Source organism: Paenibacillus ilasis, assembly GCF_043195395.1.
Classification (GTDB): Bacteria; Bacillota; Bacilli; order Paenibacillales; family Paenibacillaceae; genus Paenibacillus_AQ; species Paenibacillus_AQ lautus.
In genome coordinates this window covers 216,463-241,957 of record NZ_JBHDJG010000001.1, presented here as the reverse complement: position 1 = coordinate 241,957, position 25,495 = coordinate 216,463, and the positions used below count along the sequence as shown (strand labels likewise).

General features: G+C 49.6%; 25 protein-coding genes and 5 tRNA genes. 7 read left to right on the top strand and 23 right to left on the bottom strand.

The features are described 5' to 3' along the window. Positions 1-10: 10 nt before the first annotated feature. From ACETK5_RS01345 to ACETK5_RS01290, 12 genes are all read right to left on the bottom strand, one after another. Positions 11-1,030 carry a FecCD family ABC transporter permease gene (locus ACETK5_RS01345; RefSeq protein ID WP_394054155.1) on the bottom strand — a complete coding sequence of 340 codons (1,020 nt, stop codon included), beginning with the start codon at positions 1,028-1,030 and terminating at the stop codon, positions 11-13. Further along, on the bottom strand, positions 1,023-2,030 hold the full coding sequence (locus ACETK5_RS01340; protein WP_394054154.1) for a FecCD family ABC transporter permease: 1,008 nt from the start codon (positions 2,028-2,030) through the stop codon (positions 1,023-1,025). The genes ACETK5_RS01345 and ACETK5_RS01340 overlap by 8 nt, the downstream gene beginning before the upstream one ends. 40 nt (positions 2,031-2,070) lie before the next feature. Beyond that, complete coding sequence (locus ACETK5_RS01335; protein ID WP_326119934.1) at positions 2,071-3,093, bottom strand: ABC transporter substrate-binding protein; 1,023 nt, start codon at positions 3,091-3,093, stop codon at positions 2,071-2,073. 115 nt (positions 3,094-3,208) lie between these two features. Beyond that, on the bottom strand, positions 3,209-4,876 hold the full coding sequence (locus ACETK5_RS01330; RefSeq protein WP_394054153.1) for an AraC family transcriptional regulator: 1,668 nt from the start codon (positions 4,874-4,876) through the stop codon (positions 3,209-3,211). A 255-nt stretch (positions 4,877-5,131) separates the two neighbouring features. Beyond that, a complete protein-coding gene (locus ACETK5_RS01325; protein WP_326119936.1) occupies positions 5,132-5,596 on the bottom strand; it encodes a general stress protein in 465 nt (154 codons plus the stop codon). Between the two features lie 314 nt (positions 5,597-5,910). Continuing rightward, positions 5,911-5,993, bottom strand: a tRNA-Leu gene (locus ACETK5_RS01320). 39 nt (positions 5,994-6,032) lie between these two features. After that, positions 6,033-6,108 (bottom strand) — tRNA-Lys (locus tag ACETK5_RS01315). 159 nt (positions 6,109-6,267) lie between these two features. Beyond that, positions 6,268-6,342 (bottom strand) — tRNA-Glu (locus tag ACETK5_RS01310). Positions 6,343-6,458: 116 nt separating this feature from the next. After that, positions 6,459-7,154: a Type 1 glutamine amidotransferase-like domain-containing protein gene (locus tag ACETK5_RS01305; RefSeq protein ID WP_394054152.1), complete on the bottom strand. Its 696-nt coding sequence runs from the start codon at positions 7,152-7,154 to the stop codon at positions 6,459-6,461. A 181-nt stretch (positions 7,155-7,335) separates the two neighbouring features. Further along, positions 7,336-7,424, bottom strand: a tRNA-Ser gene (locus tag ACETK5_RS01300). Between the two features lie 3 nt (positions 7,425-7,427). Further along, a tRNA-Asn gene (locus tag ACETK5_RS01295) sits at positions 7,428-7,503 on the bottom strand. Between the two features lie 26 nt (positions 7,504-7,529). Further along, positions 7,530-8,018, bottom strand: coding sequence for a SprT family protein (locus ACETK5_RS01290; protein ID WP_207797488.1), 489 nt, complete (start codon positions 8,016-8,018; stop codon positions 7,530-7,532). A gap of 116 nt (positions 8,019-8,134) precedes the next feature. Here ACETK5_RS01290 and ACETK5_RS01285 point away from each other — a divergent pair, with 116 nt between their 5' ends. Continuing rightward, positions 8,135-8,485, top strand: coding sequence for a hydrolase/acyltransferase (locus ACETK5_RS01285; RefSeq protein ID WP_071222576.1), 351 nt, complete (start codon positions 8,135-8,137; stop codon positions 8,483-8,485). 80 nt (positions 8,486-8,565) lie between these two features. Further along, positions 8,566-8,697 (top strand): cortex morphogenetic protein CmpA, encoded by a 132-nt coding sequence (gene cmpA, locus ACETK5_RS01280; protein WP_326114240.1) that lies wholly within the window; start codon positions 8,566-8,568, stop codon positions 8,695-8,697. A 96-nt stretch (positions 8,698-8,793) separates the two neighbouring features. Here cmpA and ACETK5_RS01275 read toward each other — a convergent pair whose 3' ends face one another. Further along, on the bottom strand, positions 8,794-9,264 hold the full coding sequence (locus tag ACETK5_RS01275) for a DinB family protein (protein WP_394057302.1): 471 nt from the start codon (positions 9,262-9,264) through the stop codon (positions 8,794-8,796). A 149-nt stretch (positions 9,265-9,413) separates the two neighbouring features. On the opposite strand from ACETK5_RS01275, the gene ACETK5_RS01270 reads away from it, so the two are divergent. Both ACETK5_RS01270 and ACETK5_RS01265 read left to right on the top strand, forming a co-directional pair. After that, entirely contained in the window at positions 9,414-9,974 is a 561-nt protein-coding gene (locus ACETK5_RS01270) for a CGNR zinc finger domain-containing protein (protein WP_394054151.1), read from the top strand. Positions 9,975-10,041: 67 nt separating this feature from the next. Beyond that, positions 10,042-10,482, top strand: a complete 441-nt coding sequence (locus tag ACETK5_RS01265) for a GNAT family N-acetyltransferase (RefSeq protein ID WP_326114238.1) — start codon at positions 10,042-10,044, stop codon at positions 10,480-10,482. Between the two features lie 103 nt (positions 10,483-10,585). On the opposite strand, the gene ACETK5_RS01260 is transcribed toward ACETK5_RS01265, so the two are convergent. From ACETK5_RS01260 to ACETK5_RS01215, 10 genes are all read right to left on the bottom strand, one after another. Then, positions 10,586-12,802 (bottom strand): Tex family protein, encoded by a 2,217-nt coding sequence (locus tag ACETK5_RS01260; protein WP_394054150.1) that lies wholly within the window; start codon positions 12,800-12,802, stop codon positions 10,586-10,588. Positions 12,803-13,241: 439 nt separating this feature from the next. Continuing rightward, the gene (locus ACETK5_RS01255; RefSeq protein WP_006212388.1) at positions 13,242-13,592 is read right to left on the bottom strand and encodes a type II toxin-antitoxin system PemK/MazF family toxin; all 351 of its coding nucleotides are present in this window, start codon (positions 13,590-13,592) and stop codon (positions 13,242-13,244) included. Positions 13,593-13,595: 3 nt separating this feature from the next. Continuing rightward, positions 13,596-13,877, bottom strand: coding sequence for a CopG family ribbon-helix-helix protein (locus tag ACETK5_RS01250; protein ID WP_028406492.1), 282 nt, complete (start codon positions 13,875-13,877; stop codon positions 13,596-13,598). 225 nt (positions 13,878-14,102) lie between these two features. After that, positions 14,103-15,290 carry an alanine racemase gene (alr, locus tag ACETK5_RS01245; RefSeq protein ID WP_127593375.1) on the bottom strand — a complete coding sequence of 396 codons (1,188 nt, stop codon included), beginning with the start codon at positions 15,288-15,290 and terminating at the stop codon, positions 14,103-14,105. 270 nt (positions 15,291-15,560) lie between these two features. Further along, positions 15,561-16,673 (bottom strand): LolA family protein, encoded by a 1,113-nt coding sequence (locus tag ACETK5_RS01240; RefSeq protein ID WP_100539085.1) that lies wholly within the window; start codon positions 16,671-16,673, stop codon positions 15,561-15,563. 263 nt (positions 16,674-16,936) lie between these two features. Then, positions 16,937-18,265: an MFS transporter gene (locus tag ACETK5_RS01235; protein ID WP_100539086.1), complete on the bottom strand. Its 1,329-nt coding sequence runs from the start codon at positions 18,263-18,265 to the stop codon at positions 16,937-16,939. 64 nt (positions 18,266-18,329) lie between these two features. Next, the gene (locus ACETK5_RS01230) at positions 18,330-18,827 is read right to left on the bottom strand and encodes a winged helix-turn-helix domain-containing protein (RefSeq protein WP_100539087.1); all 498 of its coding nucleotides are present in this window, start codon (positions 18,825-18,827) and stop codon (positions 18,330-18,332) included. A 173-nt stretch (positions 18,828-19,000) separates the two neighbouring features. Next, positions 19,001-19,561, bottom strand: coding sequence for a GNAT family N-acetyltransferase (locus tag ACETK5_RS01225; RefSeq protein WP_100539088.1), 561 nt, complete (start codon positions 19,559-19,561; stop codon positions 19,001-19,003). A gap of 35 nt (positions 19,562-19,596) precedes the next feature. After that, positions 19,597-20,925 (bottom strand): alpha/beta hydrolase, encoded by a 1,329-nt coding sequence (locus ACETK5_RS01220; protein ID WP_394054149.1) that lies wholly within the window; start codon positions 20,923-20,925, stop codon positions 19,597-19,599. 167 nt (positions 20,926-21,092) lie between these two features. After that, entirely contained in the window at positions 21,093-21,662 is a 570-nt protein-coding gene (locus ACETK5_RS01215) for a GbsR/MarR family transcriptional regulator (protein WP_100539090.1), read from the bottom strand. Positions 21,663-22,034: 372 nt separating this feature from the next. Between ACETK5_RS01215 and ACETK5_RS01210 the strand changes: the two genes are divergently transcribed. Genes ACETK5_RS01210 through ACETK5_RS01200 form a run of 3 tightly spaced genes read left to right on the top strand, consistent with a single transcriptional unit; the run spans position 22,035 to position 24,985 of the window. Then, positions 22,035-23,237 (top strand): quaternary amine ABC transporter ATP-binding protein, encoded by a 1,203-nt coding sequence (locus tag ACETK5_RS01210; RefSeq protein WP_326114230.1) that lies wholly within the window; start codon positions 22,035-22,037, stop codon positions 23,235-23,237. Next, positions 23,230-24,063, top strand: a complete 834-nt coding sequence (locus ACETK5_RS01205; RefSeq protein WP_326114229.1) for an ABC transporter permease — start codon at positions 23,230-23,232, stop codon at positions 24,061-24,063. Before ACETK5_RS01210 ends, ACETK5_RS01205 begins: the two co-directional genes overlap by 8 nt. 1 nt (position 24,064) lies before the next feature. Further along, complete coding sequence (locus ACETK5_RS01200) at positions 24,065-24,985, top strand: glycine betaine ABC transporter substrate-binding protein (RefSeq protein ID WP_326114228.1); 921 nt, start codon at positions 24,065-24,067, stop codon at positions 24,983-24,985. The last annotated feature ends 510 nt before the right edge of the window (positions 24,986-25,495 follow it).

Sequence of the window (25,495 nt, the reverse complement as noted above, 5' to 3'; positions counted from 1 at the left end):
AAAGCTGCTTTTATTTTCTCATGCGAATTAATAGATAGATAAAATACGGTACCCCGATCACGGACACCACAATGCCTGCAGCCAGCTCGGCCGGAGCGAATATCGTTCTGCCGATGAAATCGCCTATGACCACAATCGCCATGCCTGCTATACCGCTGATCGGGATGATATGCCTGTGCCGCAGTCCAACCAGCTGCCTCGCCAGATGCGGAGCGATCAGACCGACAAACCCAATGCTGCCGGATACGGCAACACTCGCGCTGATCAAACCGATGCTGCATAGAAGCAATACATTTTTTTCACGTTCGACGGTTACCCCGACACTCTTCACGCTTTCCTCGCTCAGCTGGAACAAGTCGAGCACTTGAGAACGTAGCCAAATGACAGGCGGCAGCATAATGAGCCAAGGAAGCATGGTGACCACGAACTTCCAGTTGGCGCTGTGAAGGCTGCCGGCCAGCCAAGCTACGGCCATCTCATAATCCGATGGATTCATTTTGAGCGAGAGGAACATCGTAATAGCACCAAAGCCGGATGCAATCGCAATCCCCACAAGAATTAGCCGCTGCGGATCCAGCTTTCCGTTTTCTCTGGCGAACATAAATATGGCCGTAGTCGCCGCCAAGCCGCCAGCGATACCGAACATCGGCATCATCATAACCCCGAGCCAGCCTGTCATCGTGATCTGCCCTTGCAGCAGGAACATAAACAACACAACCGCCATGCCTGCACCTGCATTGATGCCGAGGATACCCGGATCCGCGAGTCCATTGCGGGTAACCCCCTGGATAACTGCACCGGCCATCCCCAGCGCAAACCCGACGAGAGCGCCAAGCACGATACGCGGCAACCTGAATTCAAACACAACGAGTTCAAAATCGGAATTGGGACTCATCCGAAGCAGTGTCTGAAATACTTCCTTGATGGACATATCAAACGTCCCGTTGGTCAGACTGAAATATACGGCAGTCAATACAACCAAGATTCCTCCAGTCAAAACAATCGGGAATCGATAGTAGGTATTACGCACGCTGAGCCCCTCCCCTCGTCTTGATCAAATAGAGGAAGAAAGGAACGCCGATCAACGAAGTAATAACACCCACCGGCGTCTCAAACGGGTAATTTACAAAGCGTGCGAGAATATCGCATAATGCAAGAAACATGCCGCCGAGCACGCCCGATACCGGTACGATCCATCGATAATCCGAGCCGGACAGGAAACGGGCAATATGAGGAATAATCAAGCCTACAAAGGCAACCTTACCCGCCAGCGCCACAGATACGCCGGTTAGAATGATAACAGCCAGCATCGCAAGGGCTTTGATCAGCCATGTATTCACACCGAGTCCCTTGGCCGTCTCGTCCCCGAGTGACAGCAGCGTGATCGATTTGGATAATACAACGGCAAGGCTTAAACCGACGATGGCAAACGGAATGCTCAGTTTGATCAGTTCCGGGTCCATTGCGTGCAGTCGGGCATTGTACCAGAAACTGATATTTTGCGATACTTGAAAATACGCCGCCAATGCCTCCGCGGTACCGCTAAGAAACGTTCCGATCACGGTTCCGAGTATTGCCAGTCGAACCGGACTGAGTCCGCCAGGAATAAGCCATGCCAAGCCGAACACGACGGCTGCTCCGATGGCTGAGCCGATCAACGAACTGACGATGTACATATTGGAGCTGGCGTTCGGGATAAATACCATGAACAGCGTCACCGCGAACACCGAACCGTCGGATACCCCCATGATGGATGGGGACGCCAAATAGTTCCTTGTCATTCCTTGCATTAACGCGCCTGATACCGCGAGAAAAGCGCCGATGAGCATGGCGCCAACGACTCTCGGCAATCGGGAGCTCACAATGATCTGATGATCGATGCTCTCCGAATCAAAAGCAAAGATGGAATCCCAAACGGTATCCATCGTAATATTTTTGGCTCCATACAGGATGGAGGCCGCTATGAGCAATAAACAGACTGCCGGGGCCATCACAAGGATGACAGCCGGCAGTGATTTTTTGAACCCCATGAACAACACGCCTTATAGGTTTATACTGGAATGATGAATGTTACTTTGTCAGACTTTCGACCGCAGCTTTCAGAAACTCGATTTTGCTGTACGCGGTTCCACCTTGAGCGAGTGGGTCCACCACGTTGACAAAAGCGGTGCCGTTCTTAAATGCATTCAAGTTCTTCATGATCGGATCATTCTGCAGCTCTTCCAGGGCGTTCGGCGTATCCTTGTTCTCATCAGGCGAGAACTGTACGAATACATAATCCGGATTCATCTCTGCAATCTTCTCTTTCGAGATCAGTTCCTGCGCTTTGGCTGCGGCTACTTCAGCCGGTACTGCAATCCCCAAGTCCTCATACAACACCGGGTTAAAGAACACCCCTGCCGGGTAGATGTACATCTCGCCTGCACGAATCCGAAGCGCCAGAACCTTCTTGTCCTTTAGACTATCTCCAATTGTCTCTTTGACGTTTTCCAAGTCCTCTTTATATTTCGCGATTGCCTGTTCCGCTTGCTCCTGTTTACCGCTTAACTCGCCGAGCAATCTCAGGTTGCTTTCCCAGTTAGTGGAGATATGGGAGTACGGAATCGTGGGAGCAATTTTGTTCAACTGTTCAATGACTTCAGGCTTCGCTTTGGACGATGCCAAAATTACATCCGGCTTCAAAGACAGGATCGTTTCAAAATTCGGCTCCATTTTCTCACCAACCGACTGAGCATCCTTCGTGATCGACTCAAACATCGGCGGGAATTTACCCGAGAAGGTGATCGCTCCAACCGGATTCACTTCCAACACAATAGCATCCTCCATGGCTTCAACGGCACCCGTGATGACGATGCGCTCCGTTTTGGCCGGAAGCGTATATTCCTGATCGAGGTATTTCACAACTTTAGTATCGGACGCAGCGGGGGTCGCTTCTTCTTTCGCAGCGTTATCCTCCCCGGCTGTGTTCGTGCTTTCTGCTGCATTATTCGTGCTTGCTCCGTCTGTATCTTTAGCGTCGTTACCTCCACCGCAAGCGGACAGTACCAACGCAAATGCCAGCAATAACCCCAAAACCCATTTCATTCGTTTCATCTCTCTCCAAATACCCCTTCCATGATCTATGATCAAAACAAATGATAATGATTATCATTATTGATCATAGTATAGGATTTGCTCTCTAAGCACCATGGACAAATAACCGGATTCCTCATGGACAATTTCCGGAAAACAACCGGAAGGCCTCCTCCGCCATCTGCTCCATCGCAATGGGAGAGTATTCGCGCCAGGGGTAAGAGGATAATGGATGGAACGTTCCATCTCGCACCGCGGGAATGGTCATCCACTCGGGCGTTGCCTGCAGTTTTCTCCAATTCGCCAGCGTTTCGGAATCCTGACGGATCAAGAGCAGAATATGGTCTGCGCGGCTCTCCTTGATCTGCTTAATCGTTAAACATCCTGCATCCTCCCGATCCATAGGCTTAGCCGGTTGAAAATTAAAATAATCAAATAATAGTTCTTTCATGCCCGGATGGCTGTAAGCCATAAGTTCATCCTGATGCAGGCGTGCGGTCAAAAGCGTGCGTTCATCCATCATTTCAGCGGGGAGCTTCTCACGGTAAGTTGATATTTTATGATGGAACGTTTCAATCCATCGCTCTGCTTCGGGCAGCTTGTTTAGCAATTTAGCGAGTCCCAACAGATTAAACTGCCACCCTTCCTGTTCTTCCGCCATTTCGTAGAGAGGTGCAATCAGCCGAAGCTGCTCCTTCTCCCAATCCTCCACCCCCTGTGCACAGACGATGAGCTCGGGACGTGCCGAGGCCAGCTTCTCCAGATTGGCATATTTGTTATGATTCTGGCGGTATGCATCCAGATGGACAGGGATATCCGGCCCAAGAAGGTTATAGTAATGCTGTGACCACTTTGGATGAAGCGGAGCAGCATACGGCGTAAAATCCAGCGGCATGGCGTAACCCAGAAGAGCTGTGGAGCCGTACATCGCCAGTTTATTTTTCCTTGTCTTCATATACACCGAGGGAGAGATCCCGAATGCCTTCTTGAACTTGCGGCTAAAATAAAATTCATCCTTATACCCCACCATATGCGCCACTTCACGCAGCAAAGAATCCGAGCCCAGCATCAGCTGCTTCGCCTTGTTCAATCGAACATGCGCCAAATAATCCATTGCGCTGTGCCCATACGTCTTCTTATATACTTCTACAAAATATTTAGGACTCAGCTCGGAGAGTGTCGCCAATTGTTCAATCGTTAAATCTTCATCATAATGCTCCTCGATATACTCCTTCACCCGCTCCAGTGCTTGCCGCTTATCATTCTTGGAGTAAGGGCTGCATTCGGCAATCATCGTATACAGCAGCTCTTGAAAATCCAGCTGAACTCTCCACTGCTTCATGGGCTCCTTGCTGTGAAAATCCTTATACATCGACCGGCAGACGAGATTCAAGCGGTCCGGAGAGCTGATGACAAAGATGCCGTCATAGGGCATGAAAGCGGCGCCGTCCACCTCCTGCAATCGACTGCAGCCTGACATCCCTTCCATGAAACTAAAATGAAGGATCGCGACCGAAGCCTGTTCGTATTCCTCGGAATTCTTGTGATCGGCACTCGTGATTCCAAAAGTAGACCCCGCTGCACAAAAATAAACACATCCCTTATTCATACGGGTCATTTGCTCTGCCTGTAGTAAACAGGTTTCTCCGCTAAGTGGGATGATTAGGGCTGGCTGAACTGCCAGCTGTTGCTCTAAGGAGAGCTCTTGCCCATGAACAATATCCATATTCCATAAACGGGCCATGAGCCCGCTGTATTCACGCGGATCTTTTTTGCTGCTACGATTCGTCGATAGGTTTACCATTTGTACAGACCCCAACCCTAAATGAGAATGGTTATCATTATCATATAATTATCACACACTGTCCCAAAAGTCCAGCACGATCTTCTCTTTTCCACCTTGCTGCATGACGATACAAGGCAAAAAGAAAGCAGCCACGCACTCCCTGTCAGGGAGTCGTAGCTGCTGCTTTCAAATGGTATGCGAGGCGGATCTTTCGCATGCGAGAATTTCAGTCCCCTCCAAGGGGAACTTCTTCTCAAATCCGCCGGATTGTCATTAGTTCCCCCGCTGGCGCTGCCTTGCTCTCGCCTCGCCGCCTTTGCGGCCCGCTTCTTCACGGCTCATTTTGCCGTCTCCGTCGCTGCCGTTGCCGCTTCTGGCTTCGCCGCCCTGCTGCCCAATCTCTTGATAGAACTCACGTCCGTGGGAATCCGAGGTAGCCTCGCCGCCTTTGCGTCCGATATCCTCATAGAATTCCCTGCCATGGGAATCGGAAGTCGCTTCCCCGCCCTTCTGGCCGATTTCTTGATAAAATTCTTTATCATGGGAGTTTGACGTGGATTCTCCACCCTTTTTACCGATATCCTGATAAAACTCTTTGTCATGGGACCGGGAAGTTGCTTCGCCGCCCTTCCGTCCGATTTCTTGGTAGAACTCTTTGTCATGGTTGTTCGCTGTTGCTTCTCCACCTAAACGTCCTGCTTCTTCACGGCTCATCTTTCCATTGTTGTTATTAGCCATTCTGAATCACTCCTTATAGGTAATTTGAAGTTGCTGCTCGTCCACGTTATGATATTAAACTCCTGACCAGAGATGAAACACCAGTTTTGCATAAACGCGCACTGAAAATCGATGAAAACCGTGATGAATCCTATGTAAACCTTGATGTAAGAAAAAACGTCTATCGACGTGCATTCTAGAGAAGACAGACCGCGTTTAGAGGTTGTTTTTCTTGCGATATCAGGTAGGCCATACTTCGAAGTTTTTACTTTCTGATATCTTAAACGCAAAAAAGGCCCCACACCAAAGTGCGGAGCTTTTTCTTAATGTTCGTATGCGGTAGAGAGGACTCGAACCTCCACGGGTATACACCCACTACCCCCTCAAGATAGCGTGTCTGCCATTCCACCACTACCGCATAATATAAGGAGTACATCATTTCGTTACTTCATAAAAATGGTGAGCCATGAAGGGCTCGAACCTTCGACACCCTGATTAAAAGTCAGGTGCTCTACCAACTGAGCTAATGGCTCTCGATGACAATCATGCTGCTGCCATATAAGAAAGTTATATAGAAAGTGGTGACCCGTAGGGGATACTCTCTCTTCGTTCGAGACTGCGAAGCTTATCCTAACGGAGGGTTATGCTCCGACGAACCGACGGGATTCTCATCCCCGAAGTTATATAGAAAGTGGTGACCCGTAGGGGATTCGAACCCCTGTTACCTCCGTGAAAGGGAGGTGTCTTAACCCCTTGACCAACGGGCCACTTTAACCACGTCGCCGTGACGACAAGATTGAGTATAGCATAATTTCAAAAAAGCTGGCAAGCTTTTTTTTCGTAAATTTTAATATTTATTTTTGGAGCTTTTTCGGCCAATAAATCAGCCTAAAAAGTCCGGCGTTAACTTCGCTTCTTGAACGCTATTCCCTTCGCGCTCCACACGGTATGCATATGCATTTTTCCTTGAGCTTACGATTCTATGCAACCGTCCCTCCATAAAATGCAATGCAGCCCCATCATCAGCAGCATATCCCGCTTGTGCTTCACCTTGAAGCATTAGTTTATGATAGGCAGGTCTTCTTTTGCTCTCACCATCATAATGCGGGCAATGACTGCCTTGTAATAGACCCAAACCCTCAAGCTTGTACAAAGGCCCGTTCAACGGGTCCGTCACTCCCTGCTCAAACCAACAAATGGAACCAGCGCTTAAACCGGTTAAGATGACACCCTGTTCATAAGCCTCTTTGAGTATCTGATCCAAGCCCCATTCCTTCCACAAGACGAGCATATTCCGGGTATTGCCCCCGCCAACATAGATGATATCCTTCTTGAGTACAAAAGACCGAAGATCGGCAAAGTTCGGCTGAAACAGTGACAGATGGCTGGGAGTGCACGGCAGTGTCCGGAAAGCATGATAGAAACGTTCAACATAACCATCCGCATCCCCGCTTGCCGTCGGAACAAAACACACCTTAGGCATTTCTTTCGGTACTTGTGCCAAAATATAGCGATCAAGCAAGAGATTATCCGGTTCCATCGAGAAACCGCCGCCACCCATGGCAATAATCTGTTTCATTGAGCTCTCCCCCATTCAAGTTCAACGAAAGAGAAAGGGATACTCTCCCTTCGGTCGAGACTGCGAAGTATTCCTAACGCCGCTTATGCTCCGACGAACCCTATCTAGGGTTCTCATCCCTTTGCAAAAAAAAAGCCCCCGATCACTTTGTGATGGGAGCTTTCTTCGATGTAACGCTCAACGGAGAGAGAGGGATTCGAACCCTCGCACCGCTTACGCAGTCTAACCCCTTAGCAGAGGGTCCCCTTATAGCCACTTGGGTATCTCTCCATATGGCTCCCCGAACAGGACTCGAACCTGTGACAACTCGATTAACAGTCGAGTGCTCTACCAACTGAGCTATCAGGGAACATTAAGTTGGATACTAATAATTTATCATGACTTCATAGGGGAGTCAAGCTTCAGAAGCGTAAGGCGTCCGGCGCACTTTCCGCACCGATACCGGGCCGGATTCATCTTCCGTTTGCGCAGATATTCAGTCCCGCAGGCGCTGCAGCGAAGTTTATATCGATAAGGTTCCGGCTCCCGACGGCCCGCAGTCTTGCCCTTCGGCAAGGATTTGCAGAAACGGCTCCCTCCAACGGCTTGCAGCAGGCTTTTGAAATCAGCGTCCCGATGCCGATATCCCCTGCCCGCAATATGCAGATGATAATGGCACAGCTCATGCTTGATGATCTTCTCCACCTCTTCCCTGCCGTGCGTAGCCAGCTGATGCGGATTGATCTCGATATGATGGCTTTTCATGAAATAGCGGCCGCCTGTCGAGGACAATCGCCGGTTAAACGTCGCCTTGTGCCTGAACGGAACCCGAAAGCTCTCCAGCGAGATTTTCTCAACCCATGCCTGTAGTTCTTCATTACTCATCTCGTTCATCGTCACCCTGTCCGATCCTTCCTTTTGCCTTATAAATGCTACTTGAATTTTAACTTCTCTCTGGGCTACACTGTCAAGTAGAAAGTATGGAGGGAGAACCTGCAATCATGCCGAACATGCGCTACGTTATTTTAAAAGGACAGGACGAGCTGTTATTTGTCGAAATGCCTAGTGACTATGCTTACCAGCTCAGTGCTCTAAATTTACGCCTCAATAAGGAAATTGATAAACTCACCGCCGCAGGCAAACCTCAGCTGCCTCTTGCTGTAGCGGAATGCGACAATCTGGATCTGCTGCAGGAATCGCTAAGCATTCAAGGTGGTCTGGAATACATAAATGAGCTTGAGCAGGCCTTTGCTTCCCTTAAGGAAACGGAATATCCGCTCATCTCGCTGCTTACCGAGATTCGGGCTCTCCAAGCGCAGCTTGAGCAGTGGTACGAGGAAGAAGCGTTATAATCGAGGTAGACCTGCACGCTTTGGGCTTTTTCCCCATATGCTATCCATACAGATGGAATTAGCAAGAGGAGGAGATACCCTTGCCGCAATGGCTCTGCAATCAATTGACACGCGCTTTTCGTAAAAAGGACAGACGTCAGATCAAGCTGCTGAACGAATGCTGGTACTTTTACCGGAATTCCCCGGGTGAAGAAAACACGAATGCCCGTTAGGGCACTGCAACCGATCCATATGTATGACAATAAGCCGGACACCCTGTCCGGCTTATTTTTGCGTTTGATTAGGGCTGAATGCGTCGAATTTTGAACTTATAGAAAGCTGCGTTTAGCTGGCCAGGAGCCCTGAAGCTTCCGGAGAAAAACAATTTGTCCCGTATGATATGCATCATGCATAATTAAGCTAAGGATTCGCTGAGGCGATTCGATGATCTCCGCCTGCGGCATCTCCTCAAACTTGTGTCTTAAAGCGCCATGAACATCTTGAATCTGCTCCCGAGCCGTATTCCATGCCTCCTCACTTGGGTCATGAATGAGAAACGTCTCGTCATTGCCTATCCCTTCATTAGGAAGCGGTGTACCTTCCAATCTCGCGAGCAGACGCTGCTTGTAATACAGCAAATGCTGCACGTTCTCCCAAATGGAATTCGCCGCCTGCCCTTCCGGTTTCCACAAAGCCTGCTCGACCGTCACATCCCTCAGGGCAGGGAGAATTGGAGGATACCAATCCTCTTGCCCCATCGTATAATCCCAGTTTTGGAGCAGTAGTTCCTTCATGTTCATAACCACCATCGCCTCCGCTTCGTTTTTTGTAACCACCATAAATGAAATAGAATGTTACATAAAAATTAACACAGTTTAGACTTCATTACAAGTAACTAGCAACATAAATTTTCACTTGTTACAATAATGAATGAGAAAGGATGGGTTTCATGTTATGGGATGATTTTATAAATAGCAAATGGCATGACTGGAGAGGCAGCGGCCGATCCGAGGACCGGCTTGCCCGTGAGGATTGGCTCACCGATTTCAGGAACCAATATCAGCTTCAAGTCAACCTGCCGCTGACCCCGGATGAACTGGAACTTCTCCGGCAGCTTCGCTCCTTCCTTCGAACATGTGTTCAACACATCGTCGCGGGAGAGCCACCTTCGCCCAGGGAGATAGAGGCATTGAACCGCTGGATGGCTGCTGGCCCCGTTATTCGCCATCTGGAAATAGATGAGGATCAAAACTTGGAGCTGACTTATATCCCCCAAAATCCGGGCCTGCAAGCAGTGACTGCCGAGATTGCCGGCTCCTTTGCGCAAGCCATCGAGCAAGGCGAATTATCCCGGTTCCGCATCTGCACAAATCCGGATTGCCTGTGGGTATATTATGACGATACACGGAACCGTTCCAAACGTTATTGCGACGATAAAATGTGCGGCAATCTGATGAAGGTCAGACGGTTTCGGGCGAAGAAAAAGCAGCAATCGGACAGCGAGCGTTAAGCCGACGCGTTAGTTTAGGGAGCAGTGTATCTCAACATATATTATTATCAAGCTGAGGTGAGTAGTCATGAGCATCAAAAGGGTGACTCCAGCAGAATTGACCTGGGTCAATCAACAATACGAACACATCGGGTTCCAGCCAAGCACACTGGACAATGAAATCATTGCGATCGTGATGTCGCAAGACGACGATGCAGGAGTCGGCCGATTGGTTAAACTTAATGACCACGAGGCGGAGCTCGGCGGTATTTATATTCTGGACGAGTTTAGAGGACAATCTCTGGCGCACGAAATCGTCGCATTTTTGGTAGAAGAATCGAAAAGATTGGGCTTGGAAACCGTATACTGCATTCCGTTTGAGGAACTGCAGCATTTCTATAAGAAGTTTGGTTTTCATGAATTCGATGTATCTGCTCCCATAGTCGAACCTAAAATATTGGCAAAATATCACTGGTGTCTGGAGAGATACGATAAAAAAGTCCTGCTGTTAAAGCTGGATCATGGCTAAACTAACCGCCAGGACATGCTCCATTAGCTTTGTCCTGACCTATTACGAAAAAAAGAGCCGTTCTCCCCAAAGGAGATCCGGCTCTTCTTCTATTAAGCAGATCTTATGACTGATCTTTCGGCTTGCGCATCGTCAATCCGACGCGGCCTTTTTTCAAATCTACATTCAGCACCCATACGGTAACGTTATCCCCTACGGAGACAACATCCATCGGGTGTTTGACAAATCCATCGCTCAGCTGGGAGATATGCACCAGGCCGTCGCTCTTGATACCGATATCAACAAAGGCGCCAAAGTCGATGACATTGCGCACCGTTCCCTGCAGTTCCATTCCCGGTATAAGGTCCTCGATCTTCAGCACGTCCTGGCGGAAAATCGGCAGCGGCAATTCCTCCCGCGGATCACGTCCCGGACGCTGCAAGCTGTCCAGTATATCACGCAGCGTCGGCACGCCAACCTCCAGCTTCACGGCAAGGTTCTCCGGCTGCTGGGCATCCAGCAGTTCAGCGAGCTCCTTGCTTCCGAGCTTGTCCAAACTTACCTGAAGCTCCTGGAATAAACGGTCAACCACTGCATAGGATTCCGGGTGAATCGGGGTACGATCCAATATGTTCTCGCCTTCCGAAATCCGCATAAAGCCCACGCACTGCTCGTAGGTCTTGGCACCAAGACGCGGAACCTTCTGCAGCTGCTTCCGGCTGACAAACTTCCCGTTTTCTTCCCGGTATTTCACGATATTTTTGGCAATGGTGGCATTGATGCCAGCCACATAGGAGAGCAGCGACGGCGATGCCGTATTCACATCCACCCCGACATGGTTAACCGCAGACTCCACGACGGCCTTCAGGCTCTCCTCCAGATGCTTCTGGGTTACGTCATGCTGATATTGGCCCACGCCGATCGATTTCGGATCGATCTTTACCAGCTCGGCCAGAGGATCCTGCACGCGGCGTGCAATGGAGGCTGCGCTGCGCTCGGCGACATCCAGATCAGGGAACTCTTCCTGCGCCAGCTTTGAAGCCGAATACACGCTCGCCCCGGCTTCGTTTACAATGAGGTAAGCAAGCTCAGGGTCGGCAAGTTCCGCAATGACTTCTTCCGCTACGAACTGCTCCGTTTCACGGGATGCCGTACCGTTTCCAATGACAATCAGCTTGATGCCATATTTGGCAATCAGCTCCTTAAACTTCGCGGCGGCCTCCTGCTTCTTGTTGGCCGGCGGCGTCGGATAGGTTACGGCCACCTCAAGCAGCTTGCCCGTATCATCGACCACCGCCAGCTTACAACCGGTACGGTATGCCGGGTCAACACCCAGCACACAGCGTCCCTTCACCGGCGGCTGCAGCAGCAGGCTGCGCAGGTTGCCGGCAAAGATGGAGATCGCCTGGTTCTCCCCTTTTTCCGTCAGCTCCCCCCGTACTTCCCGTTCAATCGATGGGGCAATGAGACGCTTGTATGAATCCTCGATCACCGCCGTAAGAATGTCTGTGACGGCAGAAGGACCTTTAAGCACCTGCTTGCCGATATAGGCATGAACCGATTCGGAAGGAACATCAAGCCCCACCTTCAGAATATTCTCGCGCTCTCCCCGGTTAATGGCCAAAATCCGGTGCGGCGGCATTTTCTTTGCCAGTTCCCGGTAATTGTAATAGTTCTCGTATACGGATTCCACTTCGGTATCCTTCGCCTCTGAGGTCAAAATGCCGTGGTCCATACTGTATCTGCGTACCCAGGAACGAACGGTTGCGTCATCGGCAATGTTCTCGGCCAGTATATCCATCGCGCCTTGCACAGCCTCTTCTGCCGAAGCCACACCCTTCTCCTCATCGACATACTTGGCTGCCTCAACCATCACATCAGCCTGCTTCGGCTGCGACCATATCCACTCCGACAGCGGCTCAAGTCCTTTTTCCTTGGCGACGCTTGCCCGGGTTTTACGCTTTTGCTTATACGGACGGTAGAGATCTTCTACCTCCTGCAGCTTAACGGCGGCCGTAATCGACGCCTTCAGATCTTCCGTCAGCTTGCCTTGCTCCTCTATGATGCGGATGACTTCCCGCTTACGGACCTCGAGATTGCGCAAATAGCCTGTCCGCTCTTCAATATCACGTAACTGGTTCTCATCCAGTTCGCCTGTCATTTCCTTACGGTAACGCGCAATAAACGGTATGGTATTGCCCTCATCCAGAAGTTCAACGGTCGTGCGCACCTGTTTTTCGGACAATTGAAGCTCCTTCGCGATCTGCTTCACGATCCGTTTCGATTCTTCCTTGCGAATCTGTTCTTCATTTACTTCCACAACAGCTTCTAATTCAGACAATGATATCCCTCTTTCTTCAATGAAACTATATTTGCTATTATCCCAAACTTAAGCGCTCATTTCCACTACATCACTCACTTCATAAGGCTTTAAGCTGCTTTTAATGTCAATTTCATCTGATTTTAAGATTTTATTTATATTCTTATAGTACGAAAATGCAGCTGCCGGCTATCCACACCTCATTAAATTCAGGAGGTCACCTTAGATGAATGACAAACATGCGATTGCCTGGTCCGTTGCCTGCCTTTTGTTTATTGCAGCGGCGGTCACTACGGCCTACATCCTCATACCTACAAACACGTAATCCACCCATCTCCAGTCTCATGCAGCAATTGCCGAGCCGTCATCCATACCTCCATATAAAAACCCTCAAGGAGTCACTCCTTGAGGGTTTTTAGTCATAACATTCTATGTGGAAAACGTTAGCGCTTGAATGAAATCAAAAATCAATCAAGCCCAGACTTATTTGCAGGGAATCATCCACCTTACTCATCATTTCATCATCAAGATGGGTGATTTTGTCGGTTAGCCGCTGCTTATCAATCGTCCGGATCTGCTCTAGCAAAATGACGGAATCCCGGTCAAATCCATGCGACGCCGCGTCGATTTCGACGTGAGTCGGCAGCTTGGCTTTTTGAATCTGTGCCGTAATGGCTGCAACAATCACAGTCGGACTAAACCGGTTGCCGATATCGTTCTGAATGACAAGGACCGGCCTTACGCCGCCCTGCTCAGAACCGACAACAGGTGATAAATCCGCAAAAAATACGTCGCCCCGTTTAACGATCACTGTCTACACCCCGCTTACTAAGCGGTCTAGAGTGTTGTCTGCATCTTCCTCCGCGTGAAACGCCTCAGAAGCCATGGTCAGGTTAATTTTGGCCATTTCCATATAACCTCGCTGCATGGATTCACGAATGTAACGTTTCTTCCGTTCATTCAGGTACAACTTCATGGCTTGCCTAATAAGCTCACTGCGGTTGGAATTTTCCAGCTGAGCGATCCCGTCCACTTCCTGCAAAAGATGATCCGGTAAACTGATCATGATTCGTTTGGTGTTCTGCATATTGGCCACCCTCTATTACACCCCCACAACCTTCTCGCCTGTGCACCAGTATTACATTATTCAAGGAAAATTATACAAAAGAATATATATGCCGAAGGTATATCAAGTATGCTGCATATCATTATAAACTACAATCGACACTTTCGTACAGACTTTAACGACATATTCCTAATTCGGGAAGGTCTGTACTTATTCCTTCTTTCCTGAATAAATTACTTAGGGTGACATGCCTTTTTAAAGGTTGCTCCAGAGTGCGTTTACGGTCTTCACGGGTATATCATCACGTATATACTGACGTGGTACCCGGTGGGCAATCATGCAGACGACCTCGTAGTGGATCGTCCCCAGCTTGGACGCCAGCTCATCTGCCGTGATGCATTCGCCAGACTGCTGACCGATGAGTACAACCTCTTCACCAGCTTTAATTTGTTCCGCCTCATCGGCGAAAGGTTTGAGCGATACCATACATTGGTCCATACAGATGGTTCCGACTACAGGGACGCGGCGGCCGCGTATTAATACTTCCACTTTACCGCTCAGCATACGAGAGAAGCCATCGGCGTAACCGATGGGAAGGGTTCCAATTTGCTCTTCCTCCTCCGTTACATACTTCGTCCCGTAGCTGATACCGGAATGCGGAGGTAAATTTTTGACGTAGACAAGCTTTGTCTTTAACGTCATGACAGGGCGGAGGCTCACTGTCTTTCGATTCACCTCATCCGAAGGATACAGTCCGTACAAGCCGATGCCGACACGAACCATATCATAGGATAATTCGGGTGTATCAATTGCAGCAGCACTATTGCCCGTATGTATGATCGGGATATGGTAGTCCTTATCCCGAAGAGCGTCCGCTACGCCCTGAAAACGGCGGTACTGTCCCAACGTATAGTCTTTGTTCTCTTCATCCGCTCTTGCAAAATGGGTAAACATTCCTTCGACAACAACCTGCGGCAGCGAAAATACTTCTTCTATAAAAGAAATCGCATCTTCGCCTGGAAGCAGGCCCAAACGACCCATTCCGCTGTCAATCTTGATGTGTACCTTGAGTGGCTTCTCCGGCTGGACCGGCAGTGCCTTTATCGCTTGGAGCACTTCCGAACTGAACAGGGTTATGGTTACATCATGCTCGTAAGCGATCTCTACAGCCTCCGGTGGTGTATAACCGAGCACCAGGATCGGGCTAGAGATGCCTCCTTGCCGAAGCTCGAGTGCTTCATCCAGGAAAGCTACGCTTAAGTAAGCCACCCCCAGTTGCTGAAGTTCGCGTGCCACTTCTACAGCTCCGTGACCATAGGCGTTAGCCTTCACACAAGCAAGCAATTTCATGTGGCTTGGCAGCGCATCACGAAAAGCGTTATAGTTGGCGCGCAGATGGTCCAGGTTGATCTCCGCCAGGGTAGGTCGATATATCGCTTGCAATTCCAGTCACCTTCTTACCATTTTGAAAAAAGCATTATGCTTTACAATAGATTAATGGTAATGTTCCCGGGAGCAACTGTCAATTGAGACAAACTGCTTATTTATGAGGCTCGTGGTTCCCCCGGGTGGCGAAACTTGGTGAAACATCGGAATATCTGCAAGAAATGGCGATTGGCCCACGGACGGAGTGTCTTTATTTGGAAAAGAGGCGAATGGCCTCATTGTCGGAATTTTGCCCTCCTTCAATGCTCGGTATCCGCCTACTTCGTATTATTTACCCGATTCTCCCTGCATGGAAGCAGCGACTTTCTTCATTTCTTCGACAGGCAGGTTGGCGCTCGTGATCCGGTATTCTACGCCTTCCGAACTCCAGGTCAGCGTTCTTTGCTGATCGCCGGTGAGCAGGCCAACCGTCGTGAAATCGATATACACCGCCTCGCCCGGTACGAGGGAAACCGCACGATCCACCGGTCTGGATTCCATAATCGTGTATTGGTACACACCGTCATACTTCAGAATAACGGCATGATCCTTGCTCTCCGGAACTTCCATGGTGTCCTTGTTCGTGACCCCTGCAGGCACATATTCCGGATAGATGATGCCGAAGGACCCCATGTCGCCGCCGGCAGCCGTTTCCGTCAAGCCCTCGGTTCCCTGAGTACCGTTCCCCTCCGTCGTGGAAACCACCGGTATCCCGTTCTCGTCCACTTCCGCCATCGTCCCCTTCGCATCGTTCATGGCACTGAGATTCTTGTTCGTATCAAACGAATCCTTGGTCAGGTTCGTATCGAAAGTAAAGGTGTTGAATTTCACCTCAACCACCACATTCGCTTCGGAGTCCGACACTTGCACCTGTTTCGGCGTGTAGTTGTCCTTGGCGAGCCAAATCTTCTGACGAATCAAGGAATGGCTGTGGTAATTGGCAGCCACATCAAACACATAACTATCCTTATCCTCGGCAAACTGACGGGTGTTGTCGCTCAAAATGCTGCTAAGCAGCGTTTGGTACAGATATACCTGTCCCTGATTATCCGGCCAATCGCTCTTGAAGCGGAAGCTCTTGTTCAAGCTAGGCGTCAGAACGAACACGCCGTCATCGTTGCGAAGCACGATTTGCGTAATATCCTTTTGCCCATTGGTTAAGCTGATCCGGTAGTAAGATGGAGACTGGTACCATACCTCAACCTGATACTCCTGCGGCGCCGAACCGGTATGTATGGTCATAACGCCCGCTCCCTGGTAAGCGCCCTTGGCACTTTCCAGCTTATCAGCCACCTTGCCCAGATCCTTCACAACGCTGTCTGCATTCTTCTTCCCGCATCCCGCCAGTATTGTTGTTAAGCATAATACTACCGCGAGCAGCACCCATGAAATCCGGCGCATGTCATCATCCCCTTCAACACTTGTTTTGACTTGATTGATACATGTCTATGAGGGACTTGGTCACATTATGCAGACTAGCCTGACAAGCACCGATACGGTGGGACGCAGCAGGCGTTTATACTTCACTTAAGCGAAAAAAAAAGAGCCGAGGGCGAATCCGTCGATCGCTGATTCATCCCCGGTTCAATCTTTGAGAAATTCCAGTACGGGCCATCTTCTTCTACCCTCTGTAAAGCATGGAAAATGATCGACGTTAGCCAACTCTAAGGGGCTGTTTGCATAGAAATGGAATTCTCAGGAGTTTCATTCGTATAAGGCGCAAACCATTCCTCATCTACATTGTCAGGTGACGGAAGACTGCGGGTAGTCGAGTCAAAGATCCAGAAGATCCCTACGCAGAGCACGACGATTCCGCATCCCGCGATAACGGAGGAACCTGCCGCAACAATGCCAAGAGCACCTCCGATCAGGCTGCCAAGCGGCATGGCAATTCCGCTGAGCCCGCTAGCTGCCGCGAACACCGTACCCAATCTTTTCTGGGGTATCGCCTTCTGAATGACCGAATTAATGATGACGTTCGTAATGCCTCCGGGAAACCAGGCCAGACCATATACCAGAACGACAAGCCATGTCCATGGGGTGAATACGCTGAGACACCAGGCAGCGCCCGATAAACAAAACGCTCCGGCAAAAATATATCCAAGGGGCAGGCGCTCCAACTTCAAATACGGAGCCAGGATCGCTCCCAGCAAACTCCCGAAAGCCTGGGCCATAAGCAATATACCGTAGACGCCGGCTCCACCGAGGCTGTCGGCGAACGCAGGCATAACCGTAAAGGTAGCGCCGCCCGCAGCATTGATGACGATCATCCCCATCTGTACCCGTGCGAGCGGGGTTGCCAGAATGTACCTAAGGCCTTCCTTCATGTCCGCCCAATAATTTTTAAGGGCATTACGCTTAGGTTTGGAAGTTACGGTGCTTTTCGGCGATGTGTTATTTACGTTGTTATCCGAAGTTTTGATAGACTTCTTGATTTTCAGTTGCGAGAATAACAGCGCTCCGACGAAAAAACCGATCGAATTCCATAAGTAAAGGGATACTGCGCCCAGCACAATAATCAATACGCCGGATATTGCGTTACAAGCGACATCGATGCCTTGATAGGCTAAGGAGAACAGCGAATTGCCTTGCGTTAGCTGCTTCTTATCGAGAATTTTAGGAAGGGCCGACATTTGGGCCGGATATACCCACATATTTAGCGTGGATAGAATCGGTGTTATCGCAAGCACAACGCCAACCGTCAGAAAGTCGAAATAAAATGCAAGCGGAACGATCAACAGAAGAACCGCCTGAAACAACTGGGTGTACACCAGAAGCCCCCGTAAAGGAACGCGGTCAATCATCGGGCCGGATAACAATTGAATGATCCGGGGGAGAATCGAGAGGAATCCGGCAAGTCCCGTATACAGCGTCGAGCCCCCCAGATCATACACCAGCCACATGGCCGCTACCGCGTACAGGCTGTCGCCGATATTCGTAAGGATTCGGCCAACGAACAACAGCAGAAAATTGCGATTCTTTAATATTTCCACGAAAGAAACAACTCCTTCATTTTTAAATTTAATAGTTTGGGAGAAGAGGCTTTGAAGCCCCTTCCTATTTGGACGTTTCCGTCGAAACCACGTTGATCCCTACGGCATACTCCTTGCTGTCTTCCCCTTTGGTCGCGATGGTTTTGTTCACCCATTTTTCGAGCAGCTCCCGGAATTCCTTTGTCATCTCTTCATATTGGTCGGCGTTCAGCTGCAGCCTCAAGCTAATTCGGGTTCGGGTCGCTGCTTCATAATCTTCGGCAAGAACCGGGTCCATCGTTTGCGTTCCCTTGGTGTTAAACCACTTCGCTTTTGATTTATAATATTTCTCAACGATGCCGCCGACCGTCCGGGTCTCCACCAAATCTATCAGACCGCCGTCATATAACTTCTGGATATGGTAGTGGATGCTTCCCGGCGAATCTCCCAATTCATCCGCGACTTGCTTGGAGGTTTTCGCGATATCCAGTATGGTTCCGAGTATTTTCACCCGCTGGGCGCTGCCCAGCAGCTTCGCTTGTTCCACCGATATTTCAATGCTCTGATTTTGATCTTGATCCATGACGCAAACACTCCATTCTAAACGAAATAGTCATTCTAATTGTGTAATTCATACGGTTATTTTCGTTTGTTCTAATTTAGTTTATCATTCTAATTTTTTAGATCGATATGACACAATAATAAACCACCTATTACCATTTGTAAATAGGCGGCTTATAAATTGTTTCTTATTTTCTAAACGGGTTTGACCATATGATAATAAACATGCCCGTTAATCATGATTTCCTTATCTGTTTTATAACCTCGTCTTTCGTACAAAGAATGGGCGCGATGATTGTCCGTCACCACGGCGAGAGCAATTTTACGATAGGTAAGCTCCTTTGCCCGATTCTCCGCATGTTGAATAAGAGCCGAACCAATCCCCTTTCCTCCAAACTGCGGTGAAACGGATAGCGTATCGATATAGTACTCATCCTCGTCCGCTTCTTTGTCCAGCGCTATGGAAGGGTCATTCTTGAGCTTCCGCAAACGATCCAACATCGGACGATCCAATTCGGCCGCTTGATCGCCGCCGTAAGCTACGATCATGCCGGCCACCTCGCCGTCGATCTCTTTCACGGCAGCCTGACGGTAACTGAGCCTGCCCTCGTCCGCCCGGAAATATTGCTCCAGCACTTCAAGCACTTTCTCTTCACTGTCTTCCCCTGTTAATTGATGCGCCACATCGTGCAGTGCATCGTACAGCAACCTTATCGCTGCAGCTGCATCCTGTGGTCTTGCTGATCTGATGGTCATGCCGATTCATCCTCCGATTACAATTCAACTCAAATTCAAGCATCCCAGTCCTCAACCTCATAAAACAGCTCCATCTCGGACGATGCCGTAAAAGAACGCCGTTTCACTTCAGGATCCCCGATCTTCTCATGCAGTCCAAAGCCTCTTGATACCTTGAACGTAAAAGACAAACCATGTGGTACCATCGCACTTCCCCTATATAAGCCCTCTCCGCAGTAAGGAATCTCAAATCCGGCATAGATCGCGGGGGAAACCGGCGTGGAAGGCGGTACCTTCACCTGAATCGTGACTTTCACAAGCTCAGGCAGCTCTTCTACAATCGTAATCTCTTTATCCGCGATCAAGCTTCCGATTTGCAGCGTAATCAGGGTACTGCCGGGAGTTCTAGGCTTCAGCGTTCCGTCCGGCAGCAGCGTGAGCAATTCCGGATCCTCTACATGATATGTTCCGTTCATCAACGTTTGCACAAATCCGCTGTCGTATGTAATGACCGGATTCAGTTGTTTGACGGGCCCGGTTACCCCTACGACGCCATCTCCATACAGCTTAATCGAGGCCGGTTCTCCAATGTCGCCGAAAAAATACAGCAGCGGCGCCTGCGCTCTGCCTGCCCAATCGCTTTGACTGTGAGCCGCCCCCGGATCAAGGAACAGTATGAGATCTTCTCCCGGCACAAAGCCGTCTTGGATCAAGCGTTCCGCTTCCTCCCGTGCATATTTTTCCATGAAGACCCCTTCCGCACCGCCCATATCAAGCCATAACTTAAGATTTGGGTGCGTACCGTATCTTTCATAGAAGGGGTGTTCCTTAAGCTCCCCCTGAGCATCAAAATGGGCTTTGACGAAATAAGGCGACATGACCGCAATGCTTCCGAACACATCCGGCCTGCGGAAGCCGATATTGTAGGTGACGATCCCGCCCGCGGACGAACCCATCATGGCCGTATGCTCCGGGCCCCTTAACGTGCGATAAGTCTGATTGATATATGGCATGACTTCTTCAATAATAAATGATTCGTACCGTTCGCCGGCAAACGGGGGATCGAATACCTGATGCATCCTTGGATTGTCATGGAAGTACTCGTTCAGTCTTTGATGGGGAACCGTAGCGATACCAACGATGATAATCTCTTCCATCCGTCCTTCGGAAACCAAGCGATCTGCGGTGACATGCATATCCCACGAGCCGCCTCGCTCATCCGCTGCAAATACATGCTGCCCGTCATGCATATAGAGTACGGCATAATGCTTCTCCGTATTCTCATGATAACTGGGTGGAAGATATACATACAAACTTCGGGTATTGCTTAGGTGAACCGATGGAAAATCTGCAATTTCTACCATTCTTGAGGACATACTGACCATTCTAACCCCTCCTGACTATTTTTGCACCACATGCACTTGCGTGCGGTTATTCATCCAGACAATGCCAGATAACAAAAAAAGGCACAACCCGATAAAATCAGGTTGTACCTCTTGGGTAAGCATTGCCTTACTCCACATTATACTGGGGAATTCCCCCATTTTCAATATCAGGATTCACCTTCCGGCGGTTCTTTCGGCACATACTTAAAGATATCGCCATCCACAAAAGTATCAATCAATCGTTCCAGCCATTTATAGTAAGCAACGGCCTCGCGCATCTTCGCCTGATCCTCTTGCAGCACCGCTGCCAGCTCTTCGTCATCTTCATGCGCTTTACGGAGCTTCTCCGTTTCGTCGAGCGCTTTGCGCAGGACCAGAATGTTGCTCTCCACCGATTTACGCCATTTAATATCGAAGAAATCCAAGAAGGTCTGGTACCAGTCATACTCCACTTCATACAAATCCTTGCGGGAACCCTTCTCCCACACCTTGTTTACCATTTTATAATCGAGCAGCGTCCGCACGCCTGTACTCATGCTGGTCTTGCTCATCTTCATTTCCTGTCCCATTTCATCCAGGTTCATCGGTTTATCCGCAAAATAAAGCAGTCCGTATAAATGTCCCGTTGAGAGTGGAATGCCGTACAAATCCATATTTCGTCCAATATTTTCAATGACACGCTTACGAATCTTATGCACGGCTGCCTGCCGTTCATCATCTAAATGGTACAAGCCCATGCTTGCAGCCTCCTCTATCTGTAGCCATCCAAGAAGTCATGTCAACATAACAAAACTAGGTGGACTCGAAGTGTAGTGTGAACGATCTTAATGAAATCTAAACAAGCAGAATCCACACACATTCTCTGATCTATTGTAGGGAAAGCTATTTTAAAAGTAAAGAAGATCGCTCTGGAGGATATCGGAGCATATGGGAGCATTTCAAAGGATAACTTTGTACAGTTTTTACTGTACGTACTTTACGTACGGATATAACGTTTGATACTTTACGTATCGGTTGTTACAATGGGTGACATGGGTTTACGAGACGACAGGAATAAGAAGACTCGGTCAAATGGACGCGTCTCTATACAATAAAAAGGAGGAGTACTTTTGGCTATTCTGCAAGTTAACAAAGTCAGCAAATTGTTCGGTGCGAACCCGGAACAAGGGCTTCAACTGCTCGAGCAAGGCTGGAGTAAAGCGCGAATTGCGAAAGAGAAAAATATAACGGTTGGCGTTAACCGTGTCAGCTTCGATATCCATGAAGGCGAGATTTTTGTCATCATGGGGTTGTCAGGCAGCGGCAAGTCTACCTTGGTCCGTTTGCTAAATCGGTTGATTGAACCAACATCGGGCGAAATATTGATTCACGGCAAGGATCTTCGAAAAATGAACAAGGAACAGCTGCGGGAAGTTCGCCGCAAAAAAATCAGCATGGTGTTCCAGAAGTTCGCCTTGTTCCCCCATCGTACGGTTGTAGACAATGTGGAATACGGGTTAGAGATTCAAAAAGTAGACAAGAGCAAGCGCCGCGAAGCAGCCATGAAGTCCCTTGAGCTTGTAGGCTTGAAGGGCTGGGAGGAAAAAATGCCCGATCAGCTCAGCGGCGGCATGCAGCAGCGTGTCGGGCTTGCCCGCGCACTCGCCAATGATCCGGAGATTCTGCTGATGGACGAAGCCTTCAGCGCACTGGATCCGCTCATCCGCAGAGACATGCAGGATGAACTGATCGAGCTTCAGGACAAAATGAAGAAAACCATCGTGTTCATCACTCACGATCTGGACGAAGCACTTCGAATCGGCGACCGCATTGCCTTGATGAAGGACGGCTCGATCGTACAGATCGGCACGCCGGAAGAAATTTTGACACAGCCTGCCAACGATTATGTTGAGCGGTTCGTGGAAGATGTCGATCTGTCCAAGGTGCTTACCGCTTCACGGGTTATGCGCCGTCCGGAGACCATTACGATGGATCGCGGGCCTCGCGTTGCGCTGGAGCTTATGCGTGAACGGGGGATCTCGAACCTGTTCGTCATCGACCGTTCCAAGAAGCTGCTTGGCGTCATTACGGCCGAAGATGCGTCGGATGCCATGAAGAATAACCGCAAGCTTGCGGATATTCTTATTACGGACGGTCCAAGTGTCGGACCCGATACATTGCTGAATGAATTGTTTGAAATTACAAGTATGTCCAAAGTGCCTTTGGCCGTTGTGGATGATACCGGCAGATTGATGGGCGTTATCGTCCGTGGTGCTGTTCTTGGCGCCTTGGCCGGAGAAAGCAAGAGCGAGGAGGTGACGCAAGATGCCTAAGATTCCTCTCGCTAGCTGGATTGATTCCTTGGTTGAATGGATGGGAGACGTCTTCTCCGGTTTCTTTGACGCCATCGCCTTCATCATTGAAAACGTCGTGCAATTGTTTACGGACTTGTTCATGCTCCCTCATCCGTATCTGTTCATCGTCATTCTGGCTGTCATTGCCTATTTATTAGGCCGTCTGCCATTGACTTTGTTCACAGCCATCGGTTTTCTGCTTATCGATAACTTGGGCTACTGGTCACAGACGATGAGTACGCTGAGCCTCGTGATCACGGCAGCATTGATCTCCGTTATCCTTGGTGTTCCACTGGGGATATGGGCGGCCTACAGCAAGTCGGCATCCCGCGTGATTATACCGGTTCTCGACTTTATGCAAACCATGCCGGCGTTTGTCTATTTGCTCCCTGCCGTCACATTCTTCAGTTTGGGCGTGGTTCCAGGGGTGATCGCCTCGGTTATCTTCGCCATTCCGCCAACGATTCGCCTGACCCGCCTTGGGATTATGCAAGTATCAGGTGAACTGACGGAGGCTGCCGATGCGTTCGGTTCGACTTCAGGACAGAAATTGTTCAAGGTTCAGCTTCCATTGGCGATGCCAACCTTAATGGCCGGCATTAACCAGACTATCATGCTGTCCTTGTCGATGGTCGTCATCGCTTCGATGATCGGTGCCCAAGGTATCGGTGCCGAGGTCTACCGGGCCGTAACTCAGCTGCAAATTGGTAAAGGGTTTGAAGCCGGCTTGGCTGTCGTCATCTTGGCGATTGTCCTCGACCGCTTTACACAAAATATATTTAAATCGAAAAAAAGGGGTGCTTAATTTGAAGAAACAGAAGTTTTGGTTGCTACTGAGCTTGGCTGCTATCCTCGTCCTGTCTGCTTGCGGACAGGGAGGAAACGGCGGTACGGATGGAACGACGGACAATGGGGCTGACGGCGGTTCTACTGCTTCCCTCGGCGAACAAGTGAAACATGAAATCATCGGTATTGATCCAGGTGCGGGTATCATGAAAGCCACGGCTGCTGCTATTGAAGAATATGGATTGACCGACTGGACACTGGTCGAAGGCTCCGGTGCTGCCATGACGGCAACCCTCAACAAAGCCATCAAAAACGAGGATCCCATCATTATTACCGGTTGGACTCCACACTGGATGTTTGCCAAGTATGACCTGAAATACCTGGAAGATCCGAAGAAGGTATATGGTGAAGCGGAAGAAATTCACACCGTTGTCCGTCTTGGACTGAAAGAAGATCATCCGGAAGCCTACAAGTTCCTCAGTAATTTCAAATGGACATCCGATGATATGGGTCAGATTATGACGGCGATTCAAGAAGGGCAAGATCCTGAAGCTGCCGCTAAGGAATGGGCAGACAGCAATGCGGAGAAAGTCGATGCCTGGCTCGAAGGCGTTCAGCCGGTTGACGGCAAAAGCTTCAAATTCAGTTATGTGGCCTGGGATTCCGAGATCGCCAGCACCAATCTGCTGAAAGTGATCATGGAAGACAAGCTCGGATACAAAGTTGACGCGCTTCAAGTCGAAGCAGGCCCGATGTGGACCGGCGTTGCCAACGGCGACGTGGATGCAACTGTAGCCGCTTGGCTGCCATTAACGCATGCCGACTACTGGGATAAGTTCAAGGACCAAGTCGAAGACCTTGGCGCTAACATGGAAGGCGTAAAAACCGGACTGGTGGTTCCATCCTACGTGGAAGCAAATTCGATTGAAGATTTGAAATAAAATAATGGTTAAAGCCATCCTGTAGTATATGGGGTGGCTTTTCTTTTTTAGTGATCAAGATTAGTCGGCCTGGTCTTGGGAGGATGTATCCGTTCCGGTCGCTGTTGAAACCAGGAAAACAGGATGATATTTTTGCGGTATTTTCCCGGTTCCAATGGCGAACGCCAGGTCTCCTCCACCGATACATCCTCTTTTTTTTCTGGGGTTCGGCCTCCAATCTTTCCCACAAAGAGAGCCATCCCTCTTCTCAGGGATGGCTTTTCGGGGGCTGGACGGGGAGGGGCTAAGCTGACCCGTTCAACATGGTCAGCTAGCCAGATTTATGGCCGGGCATGCTGTGAATCCCCTTTTGGTCTCACGGGCTTCCCGGCTTGGAGGGACAGCTGGTGCCCCGGTGCCGTCCCGCTTGATCAAGATTAGTCGGCCTCTGTTCTAAGGAGGATGTATCCGCTCCGGTCGCTGTTGAAACCAGGAAAACAGGATGATATTTTTTGCGGTATTTTCCCGGTT

Bases quoted from the DNA above. Each gene is read 5' to 3' on its own strand.
- ACETK5_RS01275 (WP_394057302.1), bottom strand. From the start codon at position 9,264: ATGAACATGAAGGAACTACTGCTCCAAAACTGGGATTATACGATGGGG.
- ACETK5_RS01305 (WP_394054152.1), bottom strand. From the start codon at position 7,154: ATGAAACAGATTATTGCCATGGGTGGCGGCGGTTTCTCGATGGAACCG.
- ACETK5_RS01215 (WP_100539090.1), bottom strand. From the start codon at position 21,662: ATGGGCTTGTACCATTTAGATGATGAACGGCAGGCAGCCGTGCATAAG.
- ACETK5_RS01325 (WP_326119936.1), bottom strand. From the start codon at position 5,596: ATGGCTAATAACAACAATGGAAAGATGAGCCGTGAAGAAGCAGGACGT.
- ACETK5_RS01290 (WP_207797488.1), bottom strand. From the start codon at position 8,018: ATGAGTAATGAAGAACTACAGGCATGGGTTGAGAAAATCTCGCTGGAG.
- ACETK5_RS01335 (WP_326119934.1), bottom strand. From the start codon at position 3,093: ATGAAACGAATGAAATGGGTTTTGGGGTTATTGCTGGCATTTGCGTTG.
- ACETK5_RS01225 (WP_100539088.1), bottom strand. From the start codon at position 19,561: ATGACCATCAGATCAGCAAGACCACAGGATGCAGCTGCAGCGATAAGG.
- ACETK5_RS01270 (WP_394054151.1), top strand. From the start codon at position 9,414: ATGTTATGGGATGATTTTATAAATAGCAAATGGCATGACTGGAGAGGC.
- ACETK5_RS01330 (WP_394054153.1), bottom strand. From the start codon at position 4,876: ATGGTAAACCTATCGACGAATCGTAGCAGCAAAAAAGATCCGCGTGAA.
- ACETK5_RS01265 (WP_326114238.1), top strand. From the start codon at position 10,042: ATGAGCATCAAAAGGGTGACTCCAGCAGAATTGACCTGGGTCAATCAA.
- ACETK5_RS01340 (WP_394054154.1), bottom strand. From the start codon at position 2,030: ATGGGGTTCAAAAAATCACTGCCGGCTGTCATCCTTGTGATGGCCCCG.
- ACETK5_RS01220 (WP_394054149.1), bottom strand. From the start codon at position 20,925: ATGGTCAGTATGTCCTCAAGAATGGTAGAAATTGCAGATTTTCCATCG.
- ACETK5_RS01205 (WP_326114229.1), top strand. From the start codon at position 23,230: ATGCCTAAGATTCCTCTCGCTAGCTGGATTGATTCCTTGGTTGAATGG.
- ACETK5_RS01230 (WP_100539087.1), bottom strand. From the start codon at position 18,827: ATGGATCAAGATCAAAATCAGAGCATTGAAATATCGGTGGAACAAGCG.
- ACETK5_RS01240 (WP_100539085.1), bottom strand. From the start codon at position 16,673: ATGCGCCGGATTTCATGGGTGCTGCTCGCGGTAGTATTATGCTTAACA.
- ACETK5_RS01285 (WP_071222576.1), top strand. From the start codon at position 8,135: ATGCCGAACATGCGCTACGTTATTTTAAAAGGACAGGACGAGCTGTTA.